Genomic DNA, 18,802 nt, shown 5'->3' with positions numbered 1-18,802 from the left:
ATGTTATTTCATTAATTTCTTTACGAAGGAATGGGCGACTTTACTTCTGGGATAACGGATTGGGATATCGAATGTTGTAGTTTGTTTTAGAATGCTTTTCTTATGTGAAAAAGTATCAAAGCTATATTTTCCGTGATACGCTCCAATACCGCTAGTTCCAACTCCTCCAAATGGTAAATGGGGATTCGCTAAATGATACAATGTATCATTTATACAGCCACCTCCAAAGGATAACTGATGAAATACGAGTTGTTGGTACTTTTCTTTTTCCCCGAAATAATACAATGCGAGAGGTTTGTCTTTCTTTTTAAGTGTCTCTACTACTTGTGTTAGGTCCGTAAAGGTAATAATAGGAAGTAGCGGACCGAATATCTCTTCCTGCATTATTGGATCTTTCCATGTAACATCATCTAATATCGTTGGTTCGATCGAAAGTTTTTCTATATCAGTTTGTCCTCCACAATATACCGTCCCATTTGTCAAAAATGCTTGTAATCGATTGAAATGTTTCCTCGTAACAATTCGCACATAGTCCGTGTTATGTAACGGCTTTTTACCATAGAACATTTTAATATATTTTTTCATATATTTAAGAAGTTTTGGTTTTACATTTTTATGTACGTAAACATAATCAGGGGCTACACAGGTCTGTCCAGCATTGGTGAATTTTCCCCAAACGATCCGTTTAGCAGCTAATTCAATCTTAGCATCTTTATTCACAATGACGGGGCTTTTGCCACCTAGCTCTAATGTGACAGGGGTGAGATGCTCACTAGCTTGTTTCATGATCTTTTTGCCGACTGCAGTACTTCCAGTGAAAAATATATAATCAAAACGTTGCTCTAACAATTTCTTACTAATCTCTGCATTTCCTTCCACTACGGTAACAAAATCAGAATCAAACGTCTTCCTCACCATTGTTGCGAGTAGAGAGGAGGTCTCATTTGTAAATTCCGATGGTTTAATGATCACCGTATTTCCGGCTGCGATTGCACCAATAGCAGGGGCAATCGCTAAGTGTAATGGATAATTCCAAGGAGCAATTACAAGTGTCACACCAAACGGCTCCTTATGGATATAGCTTTTTGATCCTTTATGGGTGATTGGTGTGTCTACTTTTACTGGTGCCATCCACTCTTTTAAATGTTTAATTGTAAAATCAATTTCCATAAAAAGAAATCCAATCTCGGTAGTTAATGCCTCATAACTAGATTTATTTAAGTCGTTTTTTATAGCTTTGTAAATTTCTTTTTCGTAGTTTTTAAGCATTTTCTTCAAGGCTTTTAATTGCTTGATACGGAATTGGTACGCCATTGTATTTCCGGATAAAAAGTAGCTACGCTGTTCTTGAACCAATTGTTCTACATTATGCATCTATATTCACTCCTTTTGTGGAAGGCTTTTCTGATAAAAGTCATGAGCGATCTCCGTATTCGGAAATATTTCTTGTGCTTCTTGTAATAGCCGAGGTATATCATCATCCTGAAATCGTGATGATAGATGGGTAAGAATTAGTTCTTTGGCAAAACTATTTTTCGCTAATAGTGCAGCTTGAGTAGTTGTGGAATGATAGTATTCTCTTGCTAGATTTTCCTTTTCATTGTCAAATGTAGCTTCATGAATAAGAACATCAGAATTCTCTACAAAGGATTTATTTCTTTCTGTTGCCCGTGTATCACCTAGAATAGAGATTACTCTTCCCCTTTTTTTAGGACCAATGTAATTCTTTTGAAAAATTTCCAATCCATCTTTGGTAACTACCAGATCATTTTCCTTTATTTGTTGATAAATTGGTCCCGGTTGGATTCCATCTGCTTTCAGTTTATCTACTAGTAATTGGCCGGCACGATCATGTTCAACAATACGAAATCCGTAGCTAGGAAGGCCGTGTTCCAATAGTTTGCAGTATACCGTAAAGTTGTCATCACTAAAAAGTTTCCCTTCCTGTAATTCTACGATGGAAATAGGGTAGGTAAGATGCGTTCCACTTACATGTAAGCAGGTTTCAATGTATGATTTAATACCCTTTGGACCATAGATTGTTAATAAATCAGAGCCACCTTGAAAGGAGCGACTACTTAATAGTCCTGGTAAACCAAAAATATGATCTCCATGTAAATGTGTAATAAATATTTTATTAATTTTTCTTGGTTTAATGGAAGTATGTAATATTTGGTGTTGTGTGGCTTCCCCACAATCAAAAAGCCATATACTATTTATTTCCTGCAATAGCTTTAAAGCTATTGCAGAAACATTCCGTTCTTTGGAAGGAACGCCAGAACCAGTTCCTAAAAATTGTAATTCCATGTTTTTCCTCCCTTTTACTTCCAACCACGGACATATTGTTTTGGAGCTTTTAATTCATGCTTTAATTCATCAGCAGCTTGCTTTGCCCAATATGGATTTCGTAGCAATGCCCGAGCAATAAAGATTAGATCTGCTCGATCATTTTGTAAAATCTCTTCGGCCTGAATTCCTGTTGTTATAAGTCCAACTGCTCCTGTTGCGATGTTTGCCTGTTGCTTAATGGCCTCAGCACGTCTAACTTGGTAGCCAGGGTACGTGTTAATTGAAGCTGGCACGACACCACCTGAGCTACAATCGATTAAGGTGATCCCTTGTTTTTTCATTTCGTGTGTGAAGTAAAAGAAGTCTTCTAGGCTATTTCCTTCTTCGTGATATTCATCGGTTGAAATACGTACAAAAATCGGTCCATCCCATTCGAGTTTTACAGCATCAATGATGTCGCGTAAAAATTGATAACGATTAGTTCTACCTCCACCATACTTATCTGTTCGTTTATTTGTCAGTGGTGAAAGGAATTGATTGATTAAGTAACCATGTGCAGCATGCAATTCAATAATGTCAAAACCTGCTACTTTTGATCGTCTTGCAGCATCTTTAAATGCCGTAATTGAGCTTTCAATATCCTCAGAAGTCATTTCCGCAGGGGATTGAAAAGCATCATTGAACGGTATGGAAGAAGGGGCGTATATGGTAGAATCGAGTTGAGCTTTTCTTCCAGCATGAGCTAATTGAATAGCAGATTTTGCTCCATAACTATGTAGTTGATCATTAAGTTCTTGAAAGCCTGTAACATGATCATCGCTCCAAATCCCAAGATCTTGAGGTGAAATTCGCCCCTCTGGTTGTACTGCTGTAGCTTCGACCATTATTAATCCTACTTGGCCTGCAGCACGCGAGACGTAATGTGTCATATGAAACGGTGTGAGCATCCCATCTTCGTTCATCGAGGAGTACATACACATTGGTGACATTACAATCCGATTTTTAAGAGTGACTCCTTGAAAGTCAATAGATGAAAATAGTTTTGCCATGTTTAACATCCTCCTAGTTTGACGCTAATTTTCGAACCTGTTTTGCAATATTTGGAACATCTGTGATTATTCCATCACATCCTTGTTTTATACAGTTAATCATTCGAGGTGCTTTGTTTATCGTGTAGACTCGAATAGCCATATTTTCCTGGTGACATTTTTCAACTAATCGTTGTTGAAGTAAACGGTATTTCACATGTAAGGCATTTCCTCCAATTTCCTTCGTGAGTTGGACGACGTTTTTGTATCTTCTTGATGTTAGAAATGCAATTTCCACCTCACTTCGAAACTTTTTCATGCGTTTAATACTATTAGGATTAAATGTGGATATGGTGCTTCGGTTTACGAGTTGAAAATGCTGTAACATTTCAAAAACAATGGATTCAATGTTCTTATATTCTATTTTATTATTTTTAAGCTCAATATTTAAATATAAAGGCTTGTAAACGGCCCATTGTAAAAATTCTTCGAGAGATAAAATGGAAACACCAGAATAAGTCTGGCTATACCATGAGCCAGCGTCTAATTGTTTTAGTTGATGAAATGTATAATCTTTAACAAGTCCCGTTCCATTGGTCGTTCGTTTAACATTCTCATCATGGATTAGAACGGGAACGTTATCTTTTGTCAGTTGGATATCAGTTTCAATTCCTTCAGCTCCCATGTCTTCGGCAAGTTTAAAAGCTGGGAGTGTATTTTCTGGTGCGTACTTACTAGCACCTCGATGTGCGATTACCTTTGTCATCATGTAATTCACCTCTATACTAGATTTTGTTGCAACCTCTAACAAAAGTCAATGAAAGGTTAGGATATGTACTAATTATATATATTCTTTAGTTGCAGCAAGTGACTCCAAGCAGTTAAAATAGAAACCTTAAGTTTCATTAAGATGGGGAAGATGTGTGACAATTAGGATGTTAAGGTGTAGAATAGAAAGAAATAATGAATCGCCATTCATTTTTAGGGGATGAAAACGTTGAAAATATTAGATCAAAAAATTAGCCAACTTACAATTCCGACTCCGTTTGCTGTTGGGGATACGCATGTATATTTACTAAAAGGTGATATGTTATCACTCGTTGATGCAGGTGTGAAGACAAAGGAAGCTCGAGAAGCTTTTATGATTCAACTAAAGGAGTTAGGATATAAACCAACTGATATTGAACAAATTATATTGACTCATCATCACCCAGATCATATTGGTCTAATCGAAGAATTTCCACGTGCACGTAGCATTGTTGCACATGAAAATGTTGATTTATGGTTAACCCGGAATGAATCCTTTTTTCAGCACTACGAGTGTTTTTTTAGGGAACTATTTGTGACTTCAGGCGTTCCAGAACAATTTATGGGGTTTCTTGATAAGCTTCGTGTACCATTACGCTATGCGGGAAAAGGTCATGTAACGAATGTTATTTCTGAGGGGGATGTGTTACCAGGTCACCAAGAATGGAAAGTGATAGAAACGAAAGGTCATGCTCAGAGTCATTTATCATTCATAAACAAGAATGATGGTTCCTTTATTGGCGGGGATCATATTCTTTCCCATATATCCTCAAATCCATTAATCGAACCACCAATAAACGAGGAAGAAGCACGACCAAAGCCAATGCTCCAATACCGAAGTAATTTGCAAAAGTGTTTAGATTTAGGAATATCAAAAGTATATCCTGGGCATGGAGACATCTTTTCTAATGTGGAAACATTAGTACCTTTACGACTGGAAAAACAAGAACAACGCGCAGGTAAGGTGTTAACGTTGCTCAAAGAGTATCCACAAACAGCTTTTCAATTATGCCAACAAATTTTTCCAAGGCAATATAAGAAGCAGTTGGATTTAACAATGTCAGAAACAATAGGGCAGCTTGATTATTTGGAGGATTCGAATTTGATATCGAAAACGTACGAAGGCGGATTGTTATATTATCATGCAGGATAAATTAAAAAACAAAAAAATTATTGTAACAGGTGCATCAGGGGGGATAGGTGCAAGAATCGCTTGGCACATTGCGCTTAATGGTGGAATTCCGATTCTGTTGGCACGGTCCATGGAGAAATTAACTGAAATTCAATCAAAAATATCCCGCGAATTACAGCAAGAATGTTTTGTAGTTCAAGTCGATTTAACCGAAGCGAATTCGGTCATAAAAACATTTGATCGAATTCTTTTGGAACACGGAAAGGTGCATGGATTGATTAATAATGCGGGCATTGGGATTTTTAAAGAAGTAAGTGAACTTTCTTGGGAACAGATAGAAAAGATGTTCCAGGTAAATGTGTTTGCTTTAGTTAAGGGAACAAAGGTATTATTGCCCCATTTTCTCTCACAGGAAGAAGATCATAATCACATTGTCAATATTGCTTCACAAGCAGGTAAAATGGCTACCCCGAAATCCTCTGCTTACGCTGCAACCAAACATGCAATTCTTGGATTTACGAATGCCTTACGTATGGAAGTTAAAAACAGTAAAATATTTGTTACTTCTGTTAATTTAGGGCCGGTACGCACTGGTTTTTTCGATGTTGCAGATCCAGACGGAACGTACCAAAGGAATATAGAAAAATATATGCTGGATCCTGATATTGTTGCACAGAGAGTTGTTCATCATTTATTTAGACAAAAACGTGAAATTAATCTACCATGGTGGATGGAAGTGGGAAGTAAGATTTACAATTTATTTCCCAAATTCATGGAGAGTGTACTGAAAAATCAGTTTCACAAAAAGTGACTTTTGTAAGGGGTATTAGGAGGTGGATAAAATGGAACTAACTGTTACAAATAACGCAATTGAAAAAATGAAGGAGATAGATCCGTCTCAATCTTACAATTTACTACTTTGGTATGATACGGATGAATGTGGTTGTGGTGTAAATGGGATGCCTACATTTCGGTTAACAAAAGATCCGAAGAACAATAATAAAAAGGTAAATAGTAATTATACGATGCCAACATATATATCCGAGCAACAAGCCGTATTCTTCTCGAAGGACATGAAGCTGGATTATCAAGGTTCAACATTTCGTTTGATAAGTAAAGAAGGGATACTAAATCCGTTTATTTCTACTACTAGTATTGTTGTTGAAGGATAAATGTAATAAACCTAGCTATTGCAAGTTAATTAATGAAAATATATTGAAAGGGTGGTCTATATGTTCATAGGCCACCTTTTACATGATGATTTGTAAAATCACAGAATTCTGTATATCGTCATATTAAACGTGCTGTTGATAATTCATTTCCTTCGTTAGTTGCTTTAACCAATTATACAGGTTTTCATTTAGCTTCTCATCAGAACCTAATTCAACATTTTCGCGAACTTGTTCAACAGAACTTGCACCAAATACAGCTGTTGCCACTGCTGGATGTTGTAATACAAATTTTAATGCGAGTGCATTGAGTGTTGGTACCTGTTCCAAATTATTGGAAGCATCTCGAATGATATCCGTAAGCTCTTCCTGTGAATAGTCAAGGAATCCTTCTTTTGCTTTCTTGTCAATTTGTTCTAATGCACGATTGCTTAACATTCCTTTGGCAAGCGGACCACGAGCAAGAAGGCTAATTTGGTTTTCCTGCAATAGATTCAATATTTCTGCTTCAGGTCGGCGGTCGAAGAGGTTGTATTGCATCATAATACCGTCTATATTAGAACGCTTTACATATTCACGTATTACATTTGGACGGATGGAAGAAATTCCGTATGCACGTATATATCCTTCCTTTTTTAATTGTTCAAATGCTTCAATTGACTCATCAACTGGGTCATCTATCGTTCCACCATGTAGCATATAAAAATCAATATAATCAGTTTGGAGACGACGCAAGCTATCTTTTAAGCCGTTCATGATGTGTTCCTTAGATGGGTCCCAATACCAATCCTTTTTATCTTTGGAAAAATGATTTCCAACTTTGGTGGTTAGTATGATATCCTTCCTTTTTCCTTTTATTGCGTTACCGACAATCTCTTCATTTAACCCAAAATCGTATAAATCAGCAGTGTCGAGGTGGTTAATGCCATAATCTAATGCGTGATCAATAATGTTTGCAGCCTCTTCTTTATTGGTACCAAGCGACATACACCCCAGTGTTAATTCAGATATTTGGATTCCAGACGTACCTAATTGATTTTTTTTCATGGTTCTACCCCCAAAAATATATTGTGTTATTCCCATTTTAAGAATACAAGTTATGAAATACAACTAATTAAATTCCAAGGCGACATCTGTTGTACATATGTTAAATTATAGTATAGTTAAGATAATTAATTTAAGATTTTTCTAAGTAGCAGTTTTTACTAAATTCTTATAGATGGTTGATCGTATTCCTTTTTATGATACGAGAAGAGCTTTAATAGAAGGGTGATTTTAATGAAGAAGTTTGAAGAGAAAACAATCCATACAGAAAAGATATATGAAGGAAAGGTTGTTCATGTACAAGTAGATCAAGTGAAGCTACCTAATGGGAAAGAATCGACTCGAGAATTAATTAAGCATCCTGGTGCTGTTTCCATTATTCCAATCACGAAGGAAAATAAAATCATATTTGTGGAACAATACCGAAAGCCGCTTGAAAAATCACTTGTTGAAATTCCAGCTGGAAAACTGGAACCTGGGGAAAATCCAGAGGTTACAGCAATTAGAGAATTAGAGGAAGAGACTGGTTATACAACAAAAGAGCTTTCTTTTGTATCTTCCTTTTATACCTCCCCAGGATTTGCAGATGAGCTAATGCATATTTATATGGCAAAGAATTTAGAGATAGTTGATCAGCCATTACTTCCAGATGAGGATGAATTTGTAGAGGTTGTGGAATTGTCCTTAGAGGAAGCGAAAGCCTATGTTCGAGAGGAACGAATCCATGATGCAAAAACGAATTATGCTATTTTATATTTAGAAATGCTAGAGAGGATGTAATCATGCTAAACCCCTATTTTGCAGATATGCATATCCATATTGGTAGAGATATGTATGGAAAAGCTGTCAAAATCACAGGCTCGAAATCATTAACATTAACCAACATTCTAAAAGAGTCAAGTCGAAATAAAGGAATCCATATGGTAGGAGTCATTGATAGTCAATCACCTGCCGTACAGGAGGAATTGAAAAAACTAATAATCAAAGGTGATGCTTATCAACTAGAGGATGGAGGCGTTCGTTTTGAAGAGGTAACGTTAATTTTAGGGACAGAAATTGAAATCTATGATGAAAATTGTAAAGGTCCAATTCATGTTCTTTGTTATTTTCCTACATTGGAAAAGATAGAAGCTTTCTCAGAGTGGCTAATAACAAGAATGAAGAATATCACGTTAAGCTCACAACGTTATTATGGAACTGCTAGGGAGCTACAATATAAAGTAAAAGAGTTAAATGGCTTATTCATCCCTGCTCATGTTTTCACTCCATTTAAAAGTTTGTATGGAAAAGGGGTACAGCGTTCTTTACGAGAAGTTTTTGATCCTGATCTTATTGATGGAGTAGAACTAGGACTAAGCTCTGATACCGAGATGGCAGATCAGATCGAAGAACTTCATGATTATACGTTTGTTACCAATTCAGATGCGCATTCCTTGGCAAAGATAGGACGAGAATACCAAGAGATAATGATGAGGGAACCTTCGTTTAAAGAGTTTGAATGGGCATTACATAATGTTAACGACAGAAAAATTAGTAGAAATTTTGGTATGAATCCTAAACTAGGTAAATATCATACGACTGTATGTGATACATGTTTAAATCAATTATCACCAGATGTACGAAAATGTACAAATTGTGGTTCCACCAAGGTGATAAAGGGGGTATTTGATCGTATCAAAGAATTAGCAGACGCATCGAAAGATAATACAAACCGTCCTCCATACTTATATCAAGTACCTTTAGAATACTTACCTAAACTGGGACCGAAAACATATGAAAATTTACTACAACATTTCCAAACAGAAATGAATATTATTCACCTAGTACCATTAGAAGATTTAATGAAAGTAATTCCAGAAAAACTAGCATTGTCTATTATTCAAATGCGAGAAGGAAAGTTAATGATAAAAGCTGGTGGTGGTGGAAGATATGGTAGGATAAGCTCGAGTTAGACACTGAAATTTCGGATAAAGATAGAATAGTTGGTATTATTCTTTGGTATTCTTCATAGATTTTAAATATAAAGCAACTCGTGAATGGAGGATTCCAATGAATAATAATGGCTTTAAAATGGTAGATCATATAAAAGAACATGCCACAATCTATACGTTTATGACGATCTTATTTTTAACCGGAATAATCTTTGGAGCGGTCATTGTTAATAGTATGAATGTGGGACAAAAAACTGATTTGTTTTTCTATTTAGAACGGTTCTTCGGTCAAATTACAGATGGGCAAGCAATTGAAACGAAAGAAATACTAAAAGAAAGCTTTTTCTATCACGTAAAGTACTTGTTATTATTATTTATCCTAGGTCTCTCGGTGATTGGCCTTCCTATTATATGGATTTTACTCTTCATCAAAGGCTTAGTAGTTGGTTTTTCGGTAGGATTTATTGTAAATCAACTAGGTATGGACGGATTTTTATTAGCTTCCCTTTCTATTGCGCCGCAAAATATAGTGATTATCCCGATCTATATAATAGCTGGGAGTTTATCAATGGTTTTCTCACTAACACTCTTGAGTAAGTTATTCTCGCAAAGAATGTCTCAGTCTGCATTCCAACCTTTAGCAAGATATGTTACAGTATTCGTTGGATTGATTGTATTATCTTTTGTAGCAGCTTGTTTAGAAGCCTATGTTGCAAATGAGGCGATGGTATCCCTAATCCAATCATTTTAAAAAAAGACGAAATTATGTTATTAATAATAATTATAAACTAATAACAATAATAGGATGCAAATAATACTCGTTTTATTTTGACACTGCTTTTAACAGTGCCTATAATAAAGGTGGGATATGAGGGAGGGGATCTTCTGTGGAACATCGAATTGATCGTATAAAAAAACAGCTCCATTCACAAAGCTATAAATTAACCCCGCAGCGAGAAGCAACAGTTCGGGTGTTATTAGAACGTGAAGAAGACCATTTAAGTGCTGAAGATATTTATCTCTTAGTGAAAGAGAAGGCACCTGAAATTGGCCTGGCAACCGTTTATCGTACATTGGAATTATTATCAGAACTTAAAATTGTCGATAAAATAAATTTTGGAGATGGTGTCTCAAGATATGATCTTCGAAAAGAAGGTGCAGAACATTTTCATCACCATTTAGTTTGTATAGAATGTGGCTCAGTAGAAGAAATAATGGATGATTTACTTGGTGATGTAGAAAAGCTTGTAGAAAAAGGTTGGGGATTCAAGGTTAAAGACCACCGATTAACATTCCATGGACTTTGTAAGCAATGCCAGAAGACAGTTCCAGTGGATACCAAGTAAGAACTTAGAGTGAATGTCTTTTTTCAATGTAGAGAAAAGGCATTTTTGTGTTGAAGAAGATTAATTCACTGGATAATATTTTACAAAGATAGATAAATAAGTTATTTTGTAAATAGAGAGTGGAGTAGTTATCTTTACTATTTTCATGGCTAGAATTATAGTTATATGTATAAACCCTACCTTTTTTGGCATATCTTTTAGTATAATCATTTTTATGAAAAGAGGAGCAATGCCAAATGAAGCGAGTGGTGTGGGATACTATAAAGGTTTTTGTTATATTCATAGCATGTACTTTCTTATTTTATTTTGGCCTACAAATGATGCATGCAGAATATGAACAATTCCATCGCTATGACCCTCCAGAAGGACCATCTGTTAAAGTATTTAATAATGATGAAAGCATTATAGATCGATTAAACATATTTTTTCGATTGGGAGAGTAACGCTATGTTGAACCATGCATTTGGGGATTTTTTTCATTACTTAAAAATAGAGAGAGGTTTGTCTGATAACACAATATATTCCTATAAGAGAGACTTGAATAATTATTTGAAGTATATACAAAAGGTAACGGAAAAAGATTCTTGGGATCTTGTAACGAGAGCCGATATTATTCGGTTTTTGCATAGCTTAAAGGATGATGGGAAATCCTCTTCTACTATCGCTCGAACGATATCATCAATTCGTCTTTTTCATCAATTTCTAATACGGGAAGATGTCGTTCACCAAGATGCTAGTTTACATATTGAAACACCTAAGATCAAACGAAAGCTCCCAGATATATTGTCAATGGGCGATGTTGATAATCTATTAAATATAGATGCTAGTAGCCCGTTGAAAGTTCGGAATAAGGCGATGTTAGAATTACTTTATGCGACGGGGTTACGAGTAAGTGAGTTAATTAATTTGAAAACAAGCGACTTACATTTAACGATGGGGTTTGTTCGATGCTTTGGAAAAGGTAGTAAAGAAAGAATCGTACCACTTGGGAATGCGGCACATCAAGCTGTTGAAACATACATAAATAGCGGTAGGAGAACATTACTAAAAAATAAAAAAGATGAACATTTTTTATTTCTAAATCAACATGGGAAGCCGTTGACAAGACAAGGTTTTTGGAAAATACTTAAAGCGATTGCAAAAGACGCAAATATAAAGAAAGAGATTACACCCCACACACTTAGACATTCGTTTGCAACACATTTATTGGAGAATGGTGCTGACTTACGTGCTGTTCAAGAGATGTTAGGACATGCAGACATTTCTACAACGCAAATATACACACATGTTACGAAAGCTAGATTAAAAGATATGTATAAAACGTATCATCCTAGAGCATAGGAGATACTTTTCTTTACAGTTGTCTGACATCATACAACCTTACTCTAATCGTGTAGTACTTCTAGATAGAGGTTTGGTGAAGGAAAGAATTAGTTGGAAAATTTGCAGTTACGGCATGAGTAGTAGAAGTCAGAATATTTTTCGAATCAAGGATTCGTACAACCATAACTTATAACGATTGCTAGTGTATTCTTTTGGTAAACGTAATACTTTTTGCGCATATTAGGAAATATAAAATACAGGAGGTATGAAAACATGAAGAATTTTAAGCGTATTTTTTTGATTGTAATGGATTCTGTAGGAATTGGTGAAGCTCCAGATGCAGAGAAATTTAATGATAAAGGAGCAGATACCTTAGGTCATATTGCAGAGCGTATGAATGGTCTGCAAATGCCGACGATGGGGAAATTGGGATTAAGTAATATTAGAGAGATTAAAGGCATTGAAAAAGCAGAAAAGCCAATGGCATATTATACAAAAATGCAGGAAGCTTCTAATGGGAAGGATACAATGACTGGCCATTGGGAGATTATGGGCTTACATATCGAGCAGCCATTTAGAACGTTTCCAGACGGATTTCCTCCGGAGTTAATTCAGGATCTTGAAGAAAAAACAGGTCGTAAAGTAATCGGTAATAAACCCGCTTCAGGTACTGCCATTCTAGATGAACTGGGCGAGGAACATATGAGTACAGGAGCTCTCATAGTGTATACTTCTGCAGACTCTGTATTACAAATTGCAGCACACGAAGAAATTATTTCGATTGAAGAGCAATACCGCATTTGTGAAATTGCTAGAGAGCTAACCTTAGATGAAAAATATATGGTTGGACGAGTGATTGCAAGGCCATTCGTTGGAAAACCAGGTTCGTTTGAACGCACATCTAACCGTCATGATTATGCACTAAAACCATTTGGGCGTACCGTTATGAATACCTTAGAAGATGAAAACTTCGATGTGATTGCTATCGGAAAGATATCCGATATTTATGATGGTGAAGGTGTTACAGAAGCCATTAGAACCGCAGATAATGATGATGGCATGACTAAAATAGTCGAATCCATGGACAAGGATTTTCATGGGTTGAGCTTTTTAAACCTAGTAGATTTTGATGCAAAGTATGGACATCGACGTGATCCTGAAGGCTATGGAAAAGCATTAGAGGACTTTGATGAAAGATTACCAGAAGTGTTAAACAAACTTCAGGAGGATGATTTATTAATAATTACAGCAGATCATGGAAATGACCCGGTTCATCATGGAACAGACCATACTAGGGAATACGTGCCATTGATTATGTACCATAAAGGTATAAATGAAGGGAAAGAAATCACCTTAAGAAAAACGTTTGCCGACATTGGTGCAACAGTAGCTGAAAACTTTAAAGTAGATTTACCTAAACACGGGATAAGCTTTTTGAAAGATATTTCTAAATAAAGGAATGGTGACACGACATGGATCAAAAATTAATCAAAGAAGCGAGTAATTTCATTCAAGAAAAATTATCAGTGAAACCAACATTAGGATTAATTCTAGGGTCTGGATTAGGGGTTTTAGGAGAAGAAATTGAAAATCCTACAAAGATATCCTACAAAGATATTCCTCATTTTCCTGAATCTACAGTGTCTGGGCATAAAGGGCAATTAGTGATCGGTACTCTAGAAGGAAAGCAAGTCATTGCCATGCAAGGACGTTTTCATTATTACGAAGGATATACCATGCAACAGGTGACATTTCCTGTTCGAGTAATGAAAGAGTTAGGAATTGATTCTATCATCGTAACGAATGCTGCAGGCGGCATTAATGAAACGTTTGAGCCAGGTAATTTAATGGTAATAGCAGATCATATAAATAATATGGGGAGCAATCCACTTATTGGACCAAACGATGATCAATTAGGGGCTCGTTTCCCTGATATGTCAAAAGTATATGATAGGGAATATATAGAGTTAGCAGTTAATAGTGCAAAAGAACTCGGTTTGGAGATACAACAAGGCGTTTATGTTGGGAATACTGGTCCTGTGTATGAAACCCCTGCTGAAGTTCGGATGTTACGGACATTGGGAGGAGACGCGGTAGGAATGTCAACTGTTCCCGAGGTCATTGTTGCAGGTCATGCTGGAATTAGGGTATTAGGTATTTCTTGTATTTCTAATATGGCTGCCGGAATCTTAGATCAGCCTCTAACCCACCAAGAAGTAATCGAAACAACAGAGCAAGTTAGGGAAGATTTCCTAAGGTTTGTTAAAAAGATTATAGCCAATATTCCAAATTAATGATAGAGGATGATTTGAATGAGGATGTATGACATCATTGAAAAAAAGCGTGATGGGCAAGAACTAACGGAACAAGAGATTGAATTTTTTATTGATAAGTATACTAGTGGAGAAATTCCAGATTATCAAGTAAGCGCATTGATGATGGCTATTTATTTCCAAGACATGACGGAAAAAGAAAGAGCTACATTAACTACAGCAATTGTTCAATCCGGCGACCAAATTGATTTATCCCAAATAGAAGGGATAAAAGTTGATAAACATTCAACTGGTGGTGTTGGTGATACAACAACGCTAATTTTAGCCCCTCTCGTCGCATCAGTAGGGGTACCAGTAGCAAAAATGAGTGGTAGAGGACTTGGACATACGGGTGGAACAATTGATAAATTAGAATCTGTTCCAGGGTTTCATGTGGAAATTTCAAGTGACGAGTTTATTGATCTGGTAAATAAAAATAAAGTCGCTGTTATTGGACAATCCGGCAATTTAACACCTGCTGATAAAAAGCTATATAGTTTACGTGATGTTACAGCAACCGTAAATTCAATTCCATTAATAGCTAGTTCAATTATGAGTAAAAAAATCGCTGCAGGAGCAGACGCAATTGTTCTAGACGTAAAAACAGGTGCTGGAGCATTTATGAAGGACTTAAATGAGGCAAAGGAACTTGCAAATGCAATGGTTTCTATTGGTAGTCTTGTAGGAAGAAAAACAATGGCTGTTATATCTGATATGAGCCAGCCTCTAGGTAATGCAATTGGTAATGCTCTAGAAGTTAAAGAAGCAATCGATACTTTACAAGGAAATGGTCCAAAAGATCTGACAGAACTATGTCTAACATTAGGAAGTCAAATGGTTGTTTTAGCAAATAAGGCTAATGATTTAGAAGCAGCAAGAGTTAAACTAGAGGAAAGCTTACAAAACGGAAAGGCGTTTGAGCAATTTAAGATCTTCCTACGTTCACAAGGGGGAGATGATAAGGTTGCTGATGACCCTAGTCTTTTACCAAAAGCTTCGATTCAAAAAGAATTACCTGCTAAAACTAGTGGTACCGTATCGTCTATTATTGCCGATCAAATTGGGACCGCAGCAATGATGCTTGGAGCAGGGAGAGCAACGAAAGAATCTCAAATTGATCTATCAGTTGGTGTTGTTCTACACAAAAAGGTTGGTGATGTAGTTGAACAAGGCGAGTCTTTATTAACTATACATGCCAATCAAGAAGATCTCGAGGCAGTTTCAGAAAAACTATATGACAGTATTGAAATTGTAGATGGAAATGTTGAAGCACCAGTCCTAATAAATGATATTATTACAGAGTAATTTGCTTCCAATTTTTATAAGGTTAACTATTATATGAAAAGATTTTAAGATAAATAATCTCTAAGTCCAACTGAAACTCCGAACTGATTCAATTCTCACATGTGGATTCGAACCAGTTCGGAGTTTTTTGCAATGCAGCACTTTGTAAACTTATTGAAGATAATTTATATAATGCGACGTAACTTTATGTTGGTAATTATTAATTTTTCACTTATTAGCGGTACCGTTACGGAAGAATAATATATCGGCCATTTAGCGGAATGATGTTCCACCTCGTTATATAGGAGGATCGTAGTTCCGCTAAATCACAAAAATACCGCCAAACTAGGTGTATGAGGATCCTCGTTCCTCTATCAGTCATAAATCAGTGTGAATTTTACTAAATATAGGTGGATAAAGGAATGAGGAACCATAACCATGCTCCGAATGAATGATATCCGCCATTTAGCGGAATGAGGAACCACTTCGTTATTGATGTGGATCGTGGTTCCGCTAAATCAAAAAATACCGCCCAAACTAGGTGTATGAGGATCCTCATTCCTCTATCAGCCATGAATCAGTGTAAATTTTACTTAATATAGGTGAATAAAGGAATGAGGAACCAAAACCATGTTCCAAATGAATGATATCGGCCATTTAGCGGAATGAGGTTCCACCTCGTGATTTAGGAGGATCGTAGTTCCGCTATTTGGATCCAGTGACGGTTAGATGAATCCTACTTCCCCTATTTGGATCCAGTGACGGTTAGATGAATCCTACTTCCCCCATTGGCGGATTAAGTATTCCACCATCAACTTCATTTTTGAATACATTTTTTACGTCGCATAATATACCATGTACGAAAGAGCCAATTTAATAAATTTATAATATGTTAAAGTGAAAAATGTTTGTTGAAATCCAAGCTTTTCCTTCCATCTCTGAGCTAAGAATAGGCCTTATGTAATTATTCACCACTTTATTAAATTTGGTTATAAAAATGTCTATACTTGGCAATCCTAGAATTATATTGATTGCTGGAGGTATAAAGAATGAAAAAATATGTTCTAATGATTATGGTAATATTATTGGCGATGTCAGGAATGAATGTAACTGTATTTGCCGAGGAGAACAACTCTGAAGAAACAGAAGACTCGTTAGATCTTGCCTCAGATGCGAAATCGGCTATATTGATTGAACGGGATACTGGAAAGGTACTTTATGATAAGAACGCATCTGAACAATTACCACCTGCAAGTATGACAAAAATAATGACTCTTTTATTAATTATGGAAGAAATAGAAAAAGGGAATTTGAAAAAAGATGAAATGGTACGTATAAGTGAAAATGCTGCATCCATGGGTGGCTCTCAAATATTTTTAGAAGCTGGAGAGGAGATGTCAGTAAATGACCTTCTTAAAGGAATTGCCATTGCATCTGGTAATGATGCTAGCGTTGCATTAGCAGAGCGAATTGCTGGTAGTGAAGAAGCGTTTGTTGATCGTATGAATGACAAGGTCAAAGAATTGCAGTTAAAAGATACACAGTTTAGAAATGTATCTGGATTACCTGCAGATGATCATTATAGCACAGCGCACGATATGGCAGTTATAGCTAAAGAGTTACTAAAATTTGAGTCCATTACACAATATACTTCTATTTATGAAGATTATTTGCGCAAAGGGAAAGAAAACGAATTTTGGCTAGTAAATACGAATAAGTTAGTTCGTTTCTATCCTGGAGTAGATGGATTGAAAACTGGTTTTACAAATGAGGCAAAATATTGCCTAACTGCAACTGCAAAGAAAAACGATATGCGTGTCATTGCTGTTGCTATGGGTGTAGACTCACCTAAAAAACGCAATGCTACCATCTCAAATATGTTGGATTATGCATTTAACCATTATGAGACGAAAAAACTATTTGAAAAAGGGGAAGTAATATCCACAAAGGATTTGTTAAAATCGGAACAAAAGACCATTGATATTGTTGCTTCTCAATCCATTAGTACAATCTTTCAAAAGGGAGAATCGGTAGATAATATAACCACCTCTGTTGATTTACAAGACGAAATAGAAGCACCTTTACAAAAAGGGGAGCAGGTAGGAAAGCTTATCGTCAAAAACGATGGAAAAACATTATCTGAAACCCCTCTAATCGTAGGTGATGATGTTGACAAAGCATCTTTCATGACCTTATTTAAGCGGTCTTTGCAGCATTTGTCGAAATTTGAGTAAGTTTAACTATTGCGATCGAATTCCTTCTACTTTTGTCTAGAGGCAGGAATTTGCCCAGTCAATCAAGAAACTTTACTTACAGTGAATTGTAAGGAGGAAATGATATGGGCTTAAATTATACGTTTAGCGTTAAAGAAGATGTGCTAATTGTACGTTTAGCTGGTGAAATAGATCACCATGAATCAGAAAACTTACGAGATGTTTGGAAAGAAACGATGTATGCGAATTCCGTTAAGCATGTCATATTAAATATGGAATCTGTATCCTTTATGGATAGCTCTGGATTAGGGGTTGTTCTTGGAAGATATAAGGAAGTATTACAGCTAGGGGGCGAAATGGTCGTATGTTCGGTTTCTCCTTCCATTAAACGATTGTTTGAAATGTCCGGATTATTTAAAATCGTCCGATTAGAGGAGAGCGAGGAGTATGCTTTAGAAACGTTGGGGGTGGCTTCATGAAAAATGAAATGTTTATCGAGTTCTCAAGTGTAAGTGAAAATGAATCTTTTGCTAGGGTTACAGTTGCAGCGTTTGTCGCACAATTGGATCCAACAATGGATGAACTAACGGAGATTAAAACGGTAGTATCTGAAGCAGTTACAAATGCAATTATTCACGGGTACAATAACGAGCCCAACCATAAGATTGAGATATCTTGTGTTCTAAACGATGGTGAAATTGATTTAGTTATTAAGGATTTTGGGATAGGAATTGAAGATGTAAATGAAGCTAGACAGCCATTATACACATCCAAACCAGATTTAGAAAGATCTGGGATGGGTTTTACGATCATCGAAAATTTTATGGATTCCGTCGAGGTAATCTCAAAGCCAGAAGTTGGTACAACAGTCCATATGAAGAAGCAGCTAACCAACAGTAAAACGGTTTATAATTAGGAGCTGCT

The 18,802-nt window shown here is 36.2% G+C and carries 20 protein-coding genes; 15 read left to right on the top strand and 5 right to left on the bottom strand.

Annotated elements, in window-relative coordinates:
* Positions 1-3: 3 nt before the first annotated feature.
* From BMX40_RS03895 to BMX40_RS03880, 4 genes are read right to left on the bottom strand one after another with little or no spacing between them, the layout of a single operon-like run.
* Complete coding sequence (locus BMX40_RS03895; protein ID WP_090867033.1) at positions 4-1,374, bottom strand: aldehyde dehydrogenase; 1,371 nt, start codon at positions 1,372-1,374, stop codon at positions 4-6.
* A 6-nt stretch (positions 1,375-1,380) separates the two neighbouring features.
* A complete protein-coding gene (rnz, locus tag BMX40_RS03890) occupies positions 1,381-2,307 on the bottom strand; it encodes a ribonuclease Z (protein ID WP_090867030.1) in 927 nt (308 codons plus the stop codon).
* 14 nt (positions 2,308-2,321) lie between these two features.
* Positions 2,322-3,338: an NADPH dehydrogenase NamA gene (gene namA / locus BMX40_RS03885; RefSeq protein ID WP_090867028.1), complete on the bottom strand. Its 1,017-nt coding sequence runs from the start codon at positions 3,336-3,338 to the stop codon at positions 2,322-2,324.
* A 13-nt stretch (positions 3,339-3,351) separates the two neighbouring features.
* Complete coding sequence (locus BMX40_RS03880; RefSeq protein ID WP_342028666.1) at positions 3,352-4,083, bottom strand: glycerophosphodiester phosphodiesterase; 732 nt, start codon at positions 4,081-4,083, stop codon at positions 3,352-3,354.
* Between the two features lie 231 nt (positions 4,084-4,314).
* Here BMX40_RS03880 and BMX40_RS03875 point away from each other — a divergent pair, with 231 nt between their 5' ends.
* From BMX40_RS03875 to BMX40_RS03865, 3 genes are read left to right on the top strand one after another with little or no spacing between them, the layout of a single operon-like run.
* Positions 4,315-5,277 (top strand): MBL fold metallo-hydrolase, encoded by a 963-nt coding sequence (locus BMX40_RS03875; protein WP_425287839.1) that lies wholly within the window; start codon positions 4,315-4,317, stop codon positions 5,275-5,277.
* Positions 5,267-6,067 carry an SDR family NAD(P)-dependent oxidoreductase gene (locus BMX40_RS03870; RefSeq protein ID WP_090867024.1) on the top strand — a complete coding sequence of 267 codons (801 nt, stop codon included), beginning with the start codon at positions 5,267-5,269 and terminating at the stop codon, positions 6,065-6,067. Before BMX40_RS03875 ends, BMX40_RS03870 begins: the two co-directional genes overlap by 11 nt.
* 31 nt (positions 6,068-6,098) lie before the next feature.
* Entirely contained in the window at positions 6,099-6,428 is a 330-nt protein-coding gene (locus tag BMX40_RS03865; protein ID WP_090867023.1) for an iron-sulfur cluster biosynthesis family protein, read from the top strand.
* 123 nt (positions 6,429-6,551) lie between these two features.
* Here the strand turns inward: BMX40_RS03865 and BMX40_RS03860 are convergent, their stop codons facing one another.
* Positions 6,552-7,472 carry an aldo/keto reductase gene (locus BMX40_RS03860; protein ID WP_090867021.1) on the bottom strand — a complete coding sequence of 307 codons (921 nt, stop codon included), beginning with the start codon at positions 7,470-7,472 and terminating at the stop codon, positions 6,552-6,554.
* A 231-nt stretch (positions 7,473-7,703) separates the two neighbouring features.
* On the opposite strand from BMX40_RS03860, the gene BMX40_RS03855 reads away from it, so the two are divergent.
* The 12 genes from BMX40_RS03855 to spoIIAB all read left to right on the top strand — a co-directional run bounded on the left by BMX40_RS03855 (position 7,704) and on the right by spoIIAB (position 18,794).
* Positions 7,704-8,249, top strand: coding sequence for an NUDIX hydrolase (locus tag BMX40_RS03855; protein WP_090867019.1), 546 nt, complete (start codon positions 7,704-7,706; stop codon positions 8,247-8,249).
* 2 nt (positions 8,250-8,251) lie between these two features.
* Positions 8,252-9,421, top strand: a complete 1,170-nt coding sequence (locus BMX40_RS03850) for an endonuclease Q family protein (RefSeq protein WP_090867017.1) — start codon at positions 8,252-8,254, stop codon at positions 9,419-9,421.
* A gap of 97 nt (positions 9,422-9,518) precedes the next feature.
* Positions 9,519-10,151 (top strand): stage II sporulation protein M, encoded by a 633-nt coding sequence (gene spoIIM / locus BMX40_RS03845; protein WP_090867014.1) that lies wholly within the window; start codon positions 9,519-9,521, stop codon positions 10,149-10,151.
* 136 nt (positions 10,152-10,287) lie between these two features.
* On the top strand, positions 10,288-10,746 hold the full coding sequence (gene fur / locus BMX40_RS03840) for a ferric iron uptake transcriptional regulator (RefSeq protein WP_090867012.1): 459 nt from the start codon (positions 10,288-10,290) through the stop codon (positions 10,744-10,746).
* A 236-nt stretch (positions 10,747-10,982) separates the two neighbouring features.
* Positions 10,983-11,189 carry a DUF4227 family protein gene (locus BMX40_RS03835; RefSeq protein WP_090867010.1) on the top strand — a complete coding sequence of 69 codons (207 nt, stop codon included), beginning with the start codon at positions 10,983-10,985 and terminating at the stop codon, positions 11,187-11,189.
* A 4-nt stretch (positions 11,190-11,193) separates the two neighbouring features.
* Entirely contained in the window at positions 11,194-12,087 is an 894-nt protein-coding gene (gene xerD, locus BMX40_RS03830) for a site-specific tyrosine recombinase XerD (protein WP_090867008.1), read from the top strand.
* 255 nt (positions 12,088-12,342) lie between these two features.
* Positions 12,343-13,524: a phosphopentomutase gene (gene deoB, locus BMX40_RS03825; protein ID WP_090867006.1), complete on the top strand. Its 1,182-nt coding sequence runs from the start codon at positions 12,343-12,345 to the stop codon at positions 13,522-13,524.
* A 17-nt stretch (positions 13,525-13,541) separates the two neighbouring features.
* Positions 13,542-14,363, top strand: coding sequence for a purine-nucleoside phosphorylase (locus tag BMX40_RS03820; protein ID WP_090867004.1), 822 nt, complete (start codon positions 13,542-13,544; stop codon positions 14,361-14,363).
* 18 nt (positions 14,364-14,381) lie between these two features.
* Complete coding sequence (locus BMX40_RS03815) at positions 14,382-15,686, top strand: pyrimidine-nucleoside phosphorylase (RefSeq protein ID WP_090867002.1); 1,305 nt, start codon at positions 14,382-14,384, stop codon at positions 15,684-15,686.
* A gap of 1,028 nt (positions 15,687-16,714) precedes the next feature.
* Positions 16,715-17,899 carry a D-alanyl-D-alanine carboxypeptidase family protein gene (locus BMX40_RS03810; protein ID WP_090867000.1) on the top strand — a complete coding sequence of 395 codons (1,185 nt, stop codon included), beginning with the start codon at positions 16,715-16,717 and terminating at the stop codon, positions 17,897-17,899.
* 104 nt (positions 17,900-18,003) lie between these two features.
* Positions 18,004-18,357 (top strand): anti-sigma F factor antagonist, encoded by a 354-nt coding sequence (spoIIAA, locus tag BMX40_RS03805; protein WP_090866998.1) that lies wholly within the window; start codon positions 18,004-18,006, stop codon positions 18,355-18,357.
* Positions 18,354-18,794, top strand: a complete 441-nt coding sequence (gene spoIIAB, locus BMX40_RS03800; protein WP_090866996.1) for an anti-sigma F factor — start codon at positions 18,354-18,356, stop codon at positions 18,792-18,794. Before spoIIAA ends, spoIIAB begins: the two co-directional genes overlap by 4 nt.
* The last annotated feature ends 8 nt before the right edge of the window (positions 18,795-18,802 follow it).

Source organism: Oceanobacillus limi, from assembly GCF_900111445.1.
Classification (GTDB): Bacteria; Bacillota; Bacilli; order Bacillales; family Amphibacillaceae; genus Ornithinibacillus; species Ornithinibacillus limi.
Note: the sequence above shows the minus strand (reverse complement) of the source record. Positions and strands in the feature narration are given on the sequence as shown.

Coding starts and splice junctions, on each gene's coding strand:
- BMX40_RS03895 (WP_090867033.1), bottom strand. CDS start 1,374: ATGCATAATGTAGAACAATTGGTTCAAGAACAGCGTAGCTACTTTTTA.
- rnz (WP_090867030.1), bottom strand. CDS start 2,307: ATGGAATTACAATTTTTAGGAACTGGTTCTGGCGTTCCTTCCAAAGAA.
- namA (WP_090867028.1), bottom strand. CDS start 3,338: ATGGCAAAACTATTTTCATCTATTGACTTTCAAGGAGTCACTCTTAAA.
- BMX40_RS03880 (WP_342028666.1), bottom strand. CDS start 4,083: ATGACAAAGGTAATCGCACATCGAGGTGCTAGTAAGTACGCACCAGAA.
- BMX40_RS03870 (WP_090867024.1), top strand. CDS start 5,267: ATGCAGGATAAATTAAAAAACAAAAAAATTATTGTAACAGGTGCATCA.
- BMX40_RS03865 (WP_090867023.1), top strand. CDS start 6,099: ATGGAACTAACTGTTACAAATAACGCAATTGAAAAAATGAAGGAGATA.
- BMX40_RS03860 (WP_090867021.1), bottom strand. CDS start 7,472: ATGAAAAAAAATCAATTAGGTACGTCTGGAATCCAAATATCTGAATTA.
- BMX40_RS03855 (WP_090867019.1), top strand. CDS start 7,704: ATGAAGAAGTTTGAAGAGAAAACAATCCATACAGAAAAGATATATGAA.
- BMX40_RS03850 (WP_090867017.1), top strand. CDS start 8,252: ATGCTAAACCCCTATTTTGCAGATATGCATATCCATATTGGTAGAGAT.
- spoIIM (WP_090867014.1), top strand. CDS start 9,519: ATGAATAATAATGGCTTTAAAATGGTAGATCATATAAAAGAACATGCC.
- BMX40_RS03835 (WP_090867010.1), top strand. CDS start 10,983: ATGAAGCGAGTGGTGTGGGATACTATAAAGGTTTTTGTTATATTCATA.
- xerD (WP_090867008.1), top strand. CDS start 11,194: ATGTTGAACCATGCATTTGGGGATTTTTTTCATTACTTAAAAATAGAG.
- deoB (WP_090867006.1), top strand. CDS start 12,343: ATGAAGAATTTTAAGCGTATTTTTTTGATTGTAATGGATTCTGTAGGA.
- BMX40_RS03820 (WP_090867004.1), top strand. CDS start 13,542: ATGGATCAAAAATTAATCAAAGAAGCGAGTAATTTCATTCAAGAAAAA.
- BMX40_RS03815 (WP_090867002.1), top strand. CDS start 14,382: ATGAGGATGTATGACATCATTGAAAAAAAGCGTGATGGGCAAGAACTA.
- BMX40_RS03810 (WP_090867000.1), top strand. CDS start 16,715: ATGAAAAAATATGTTCTAATGATTATGGTAATATTATTGGCGATGTCA.
- spoIIAA (WP_090866998.1), top strand. CDS start 18,004: ATGGGCTTAAATTATACGTTTAGCGTTAAAGAAGATGTGCTAATTGTA.
- spoIIAB (WP_090866996.1), top strand. CDS start 18,354: ATGAAAAATGAAATGTTTATCGAGTTCTCAAGTGTAAGTGAAAATGAA.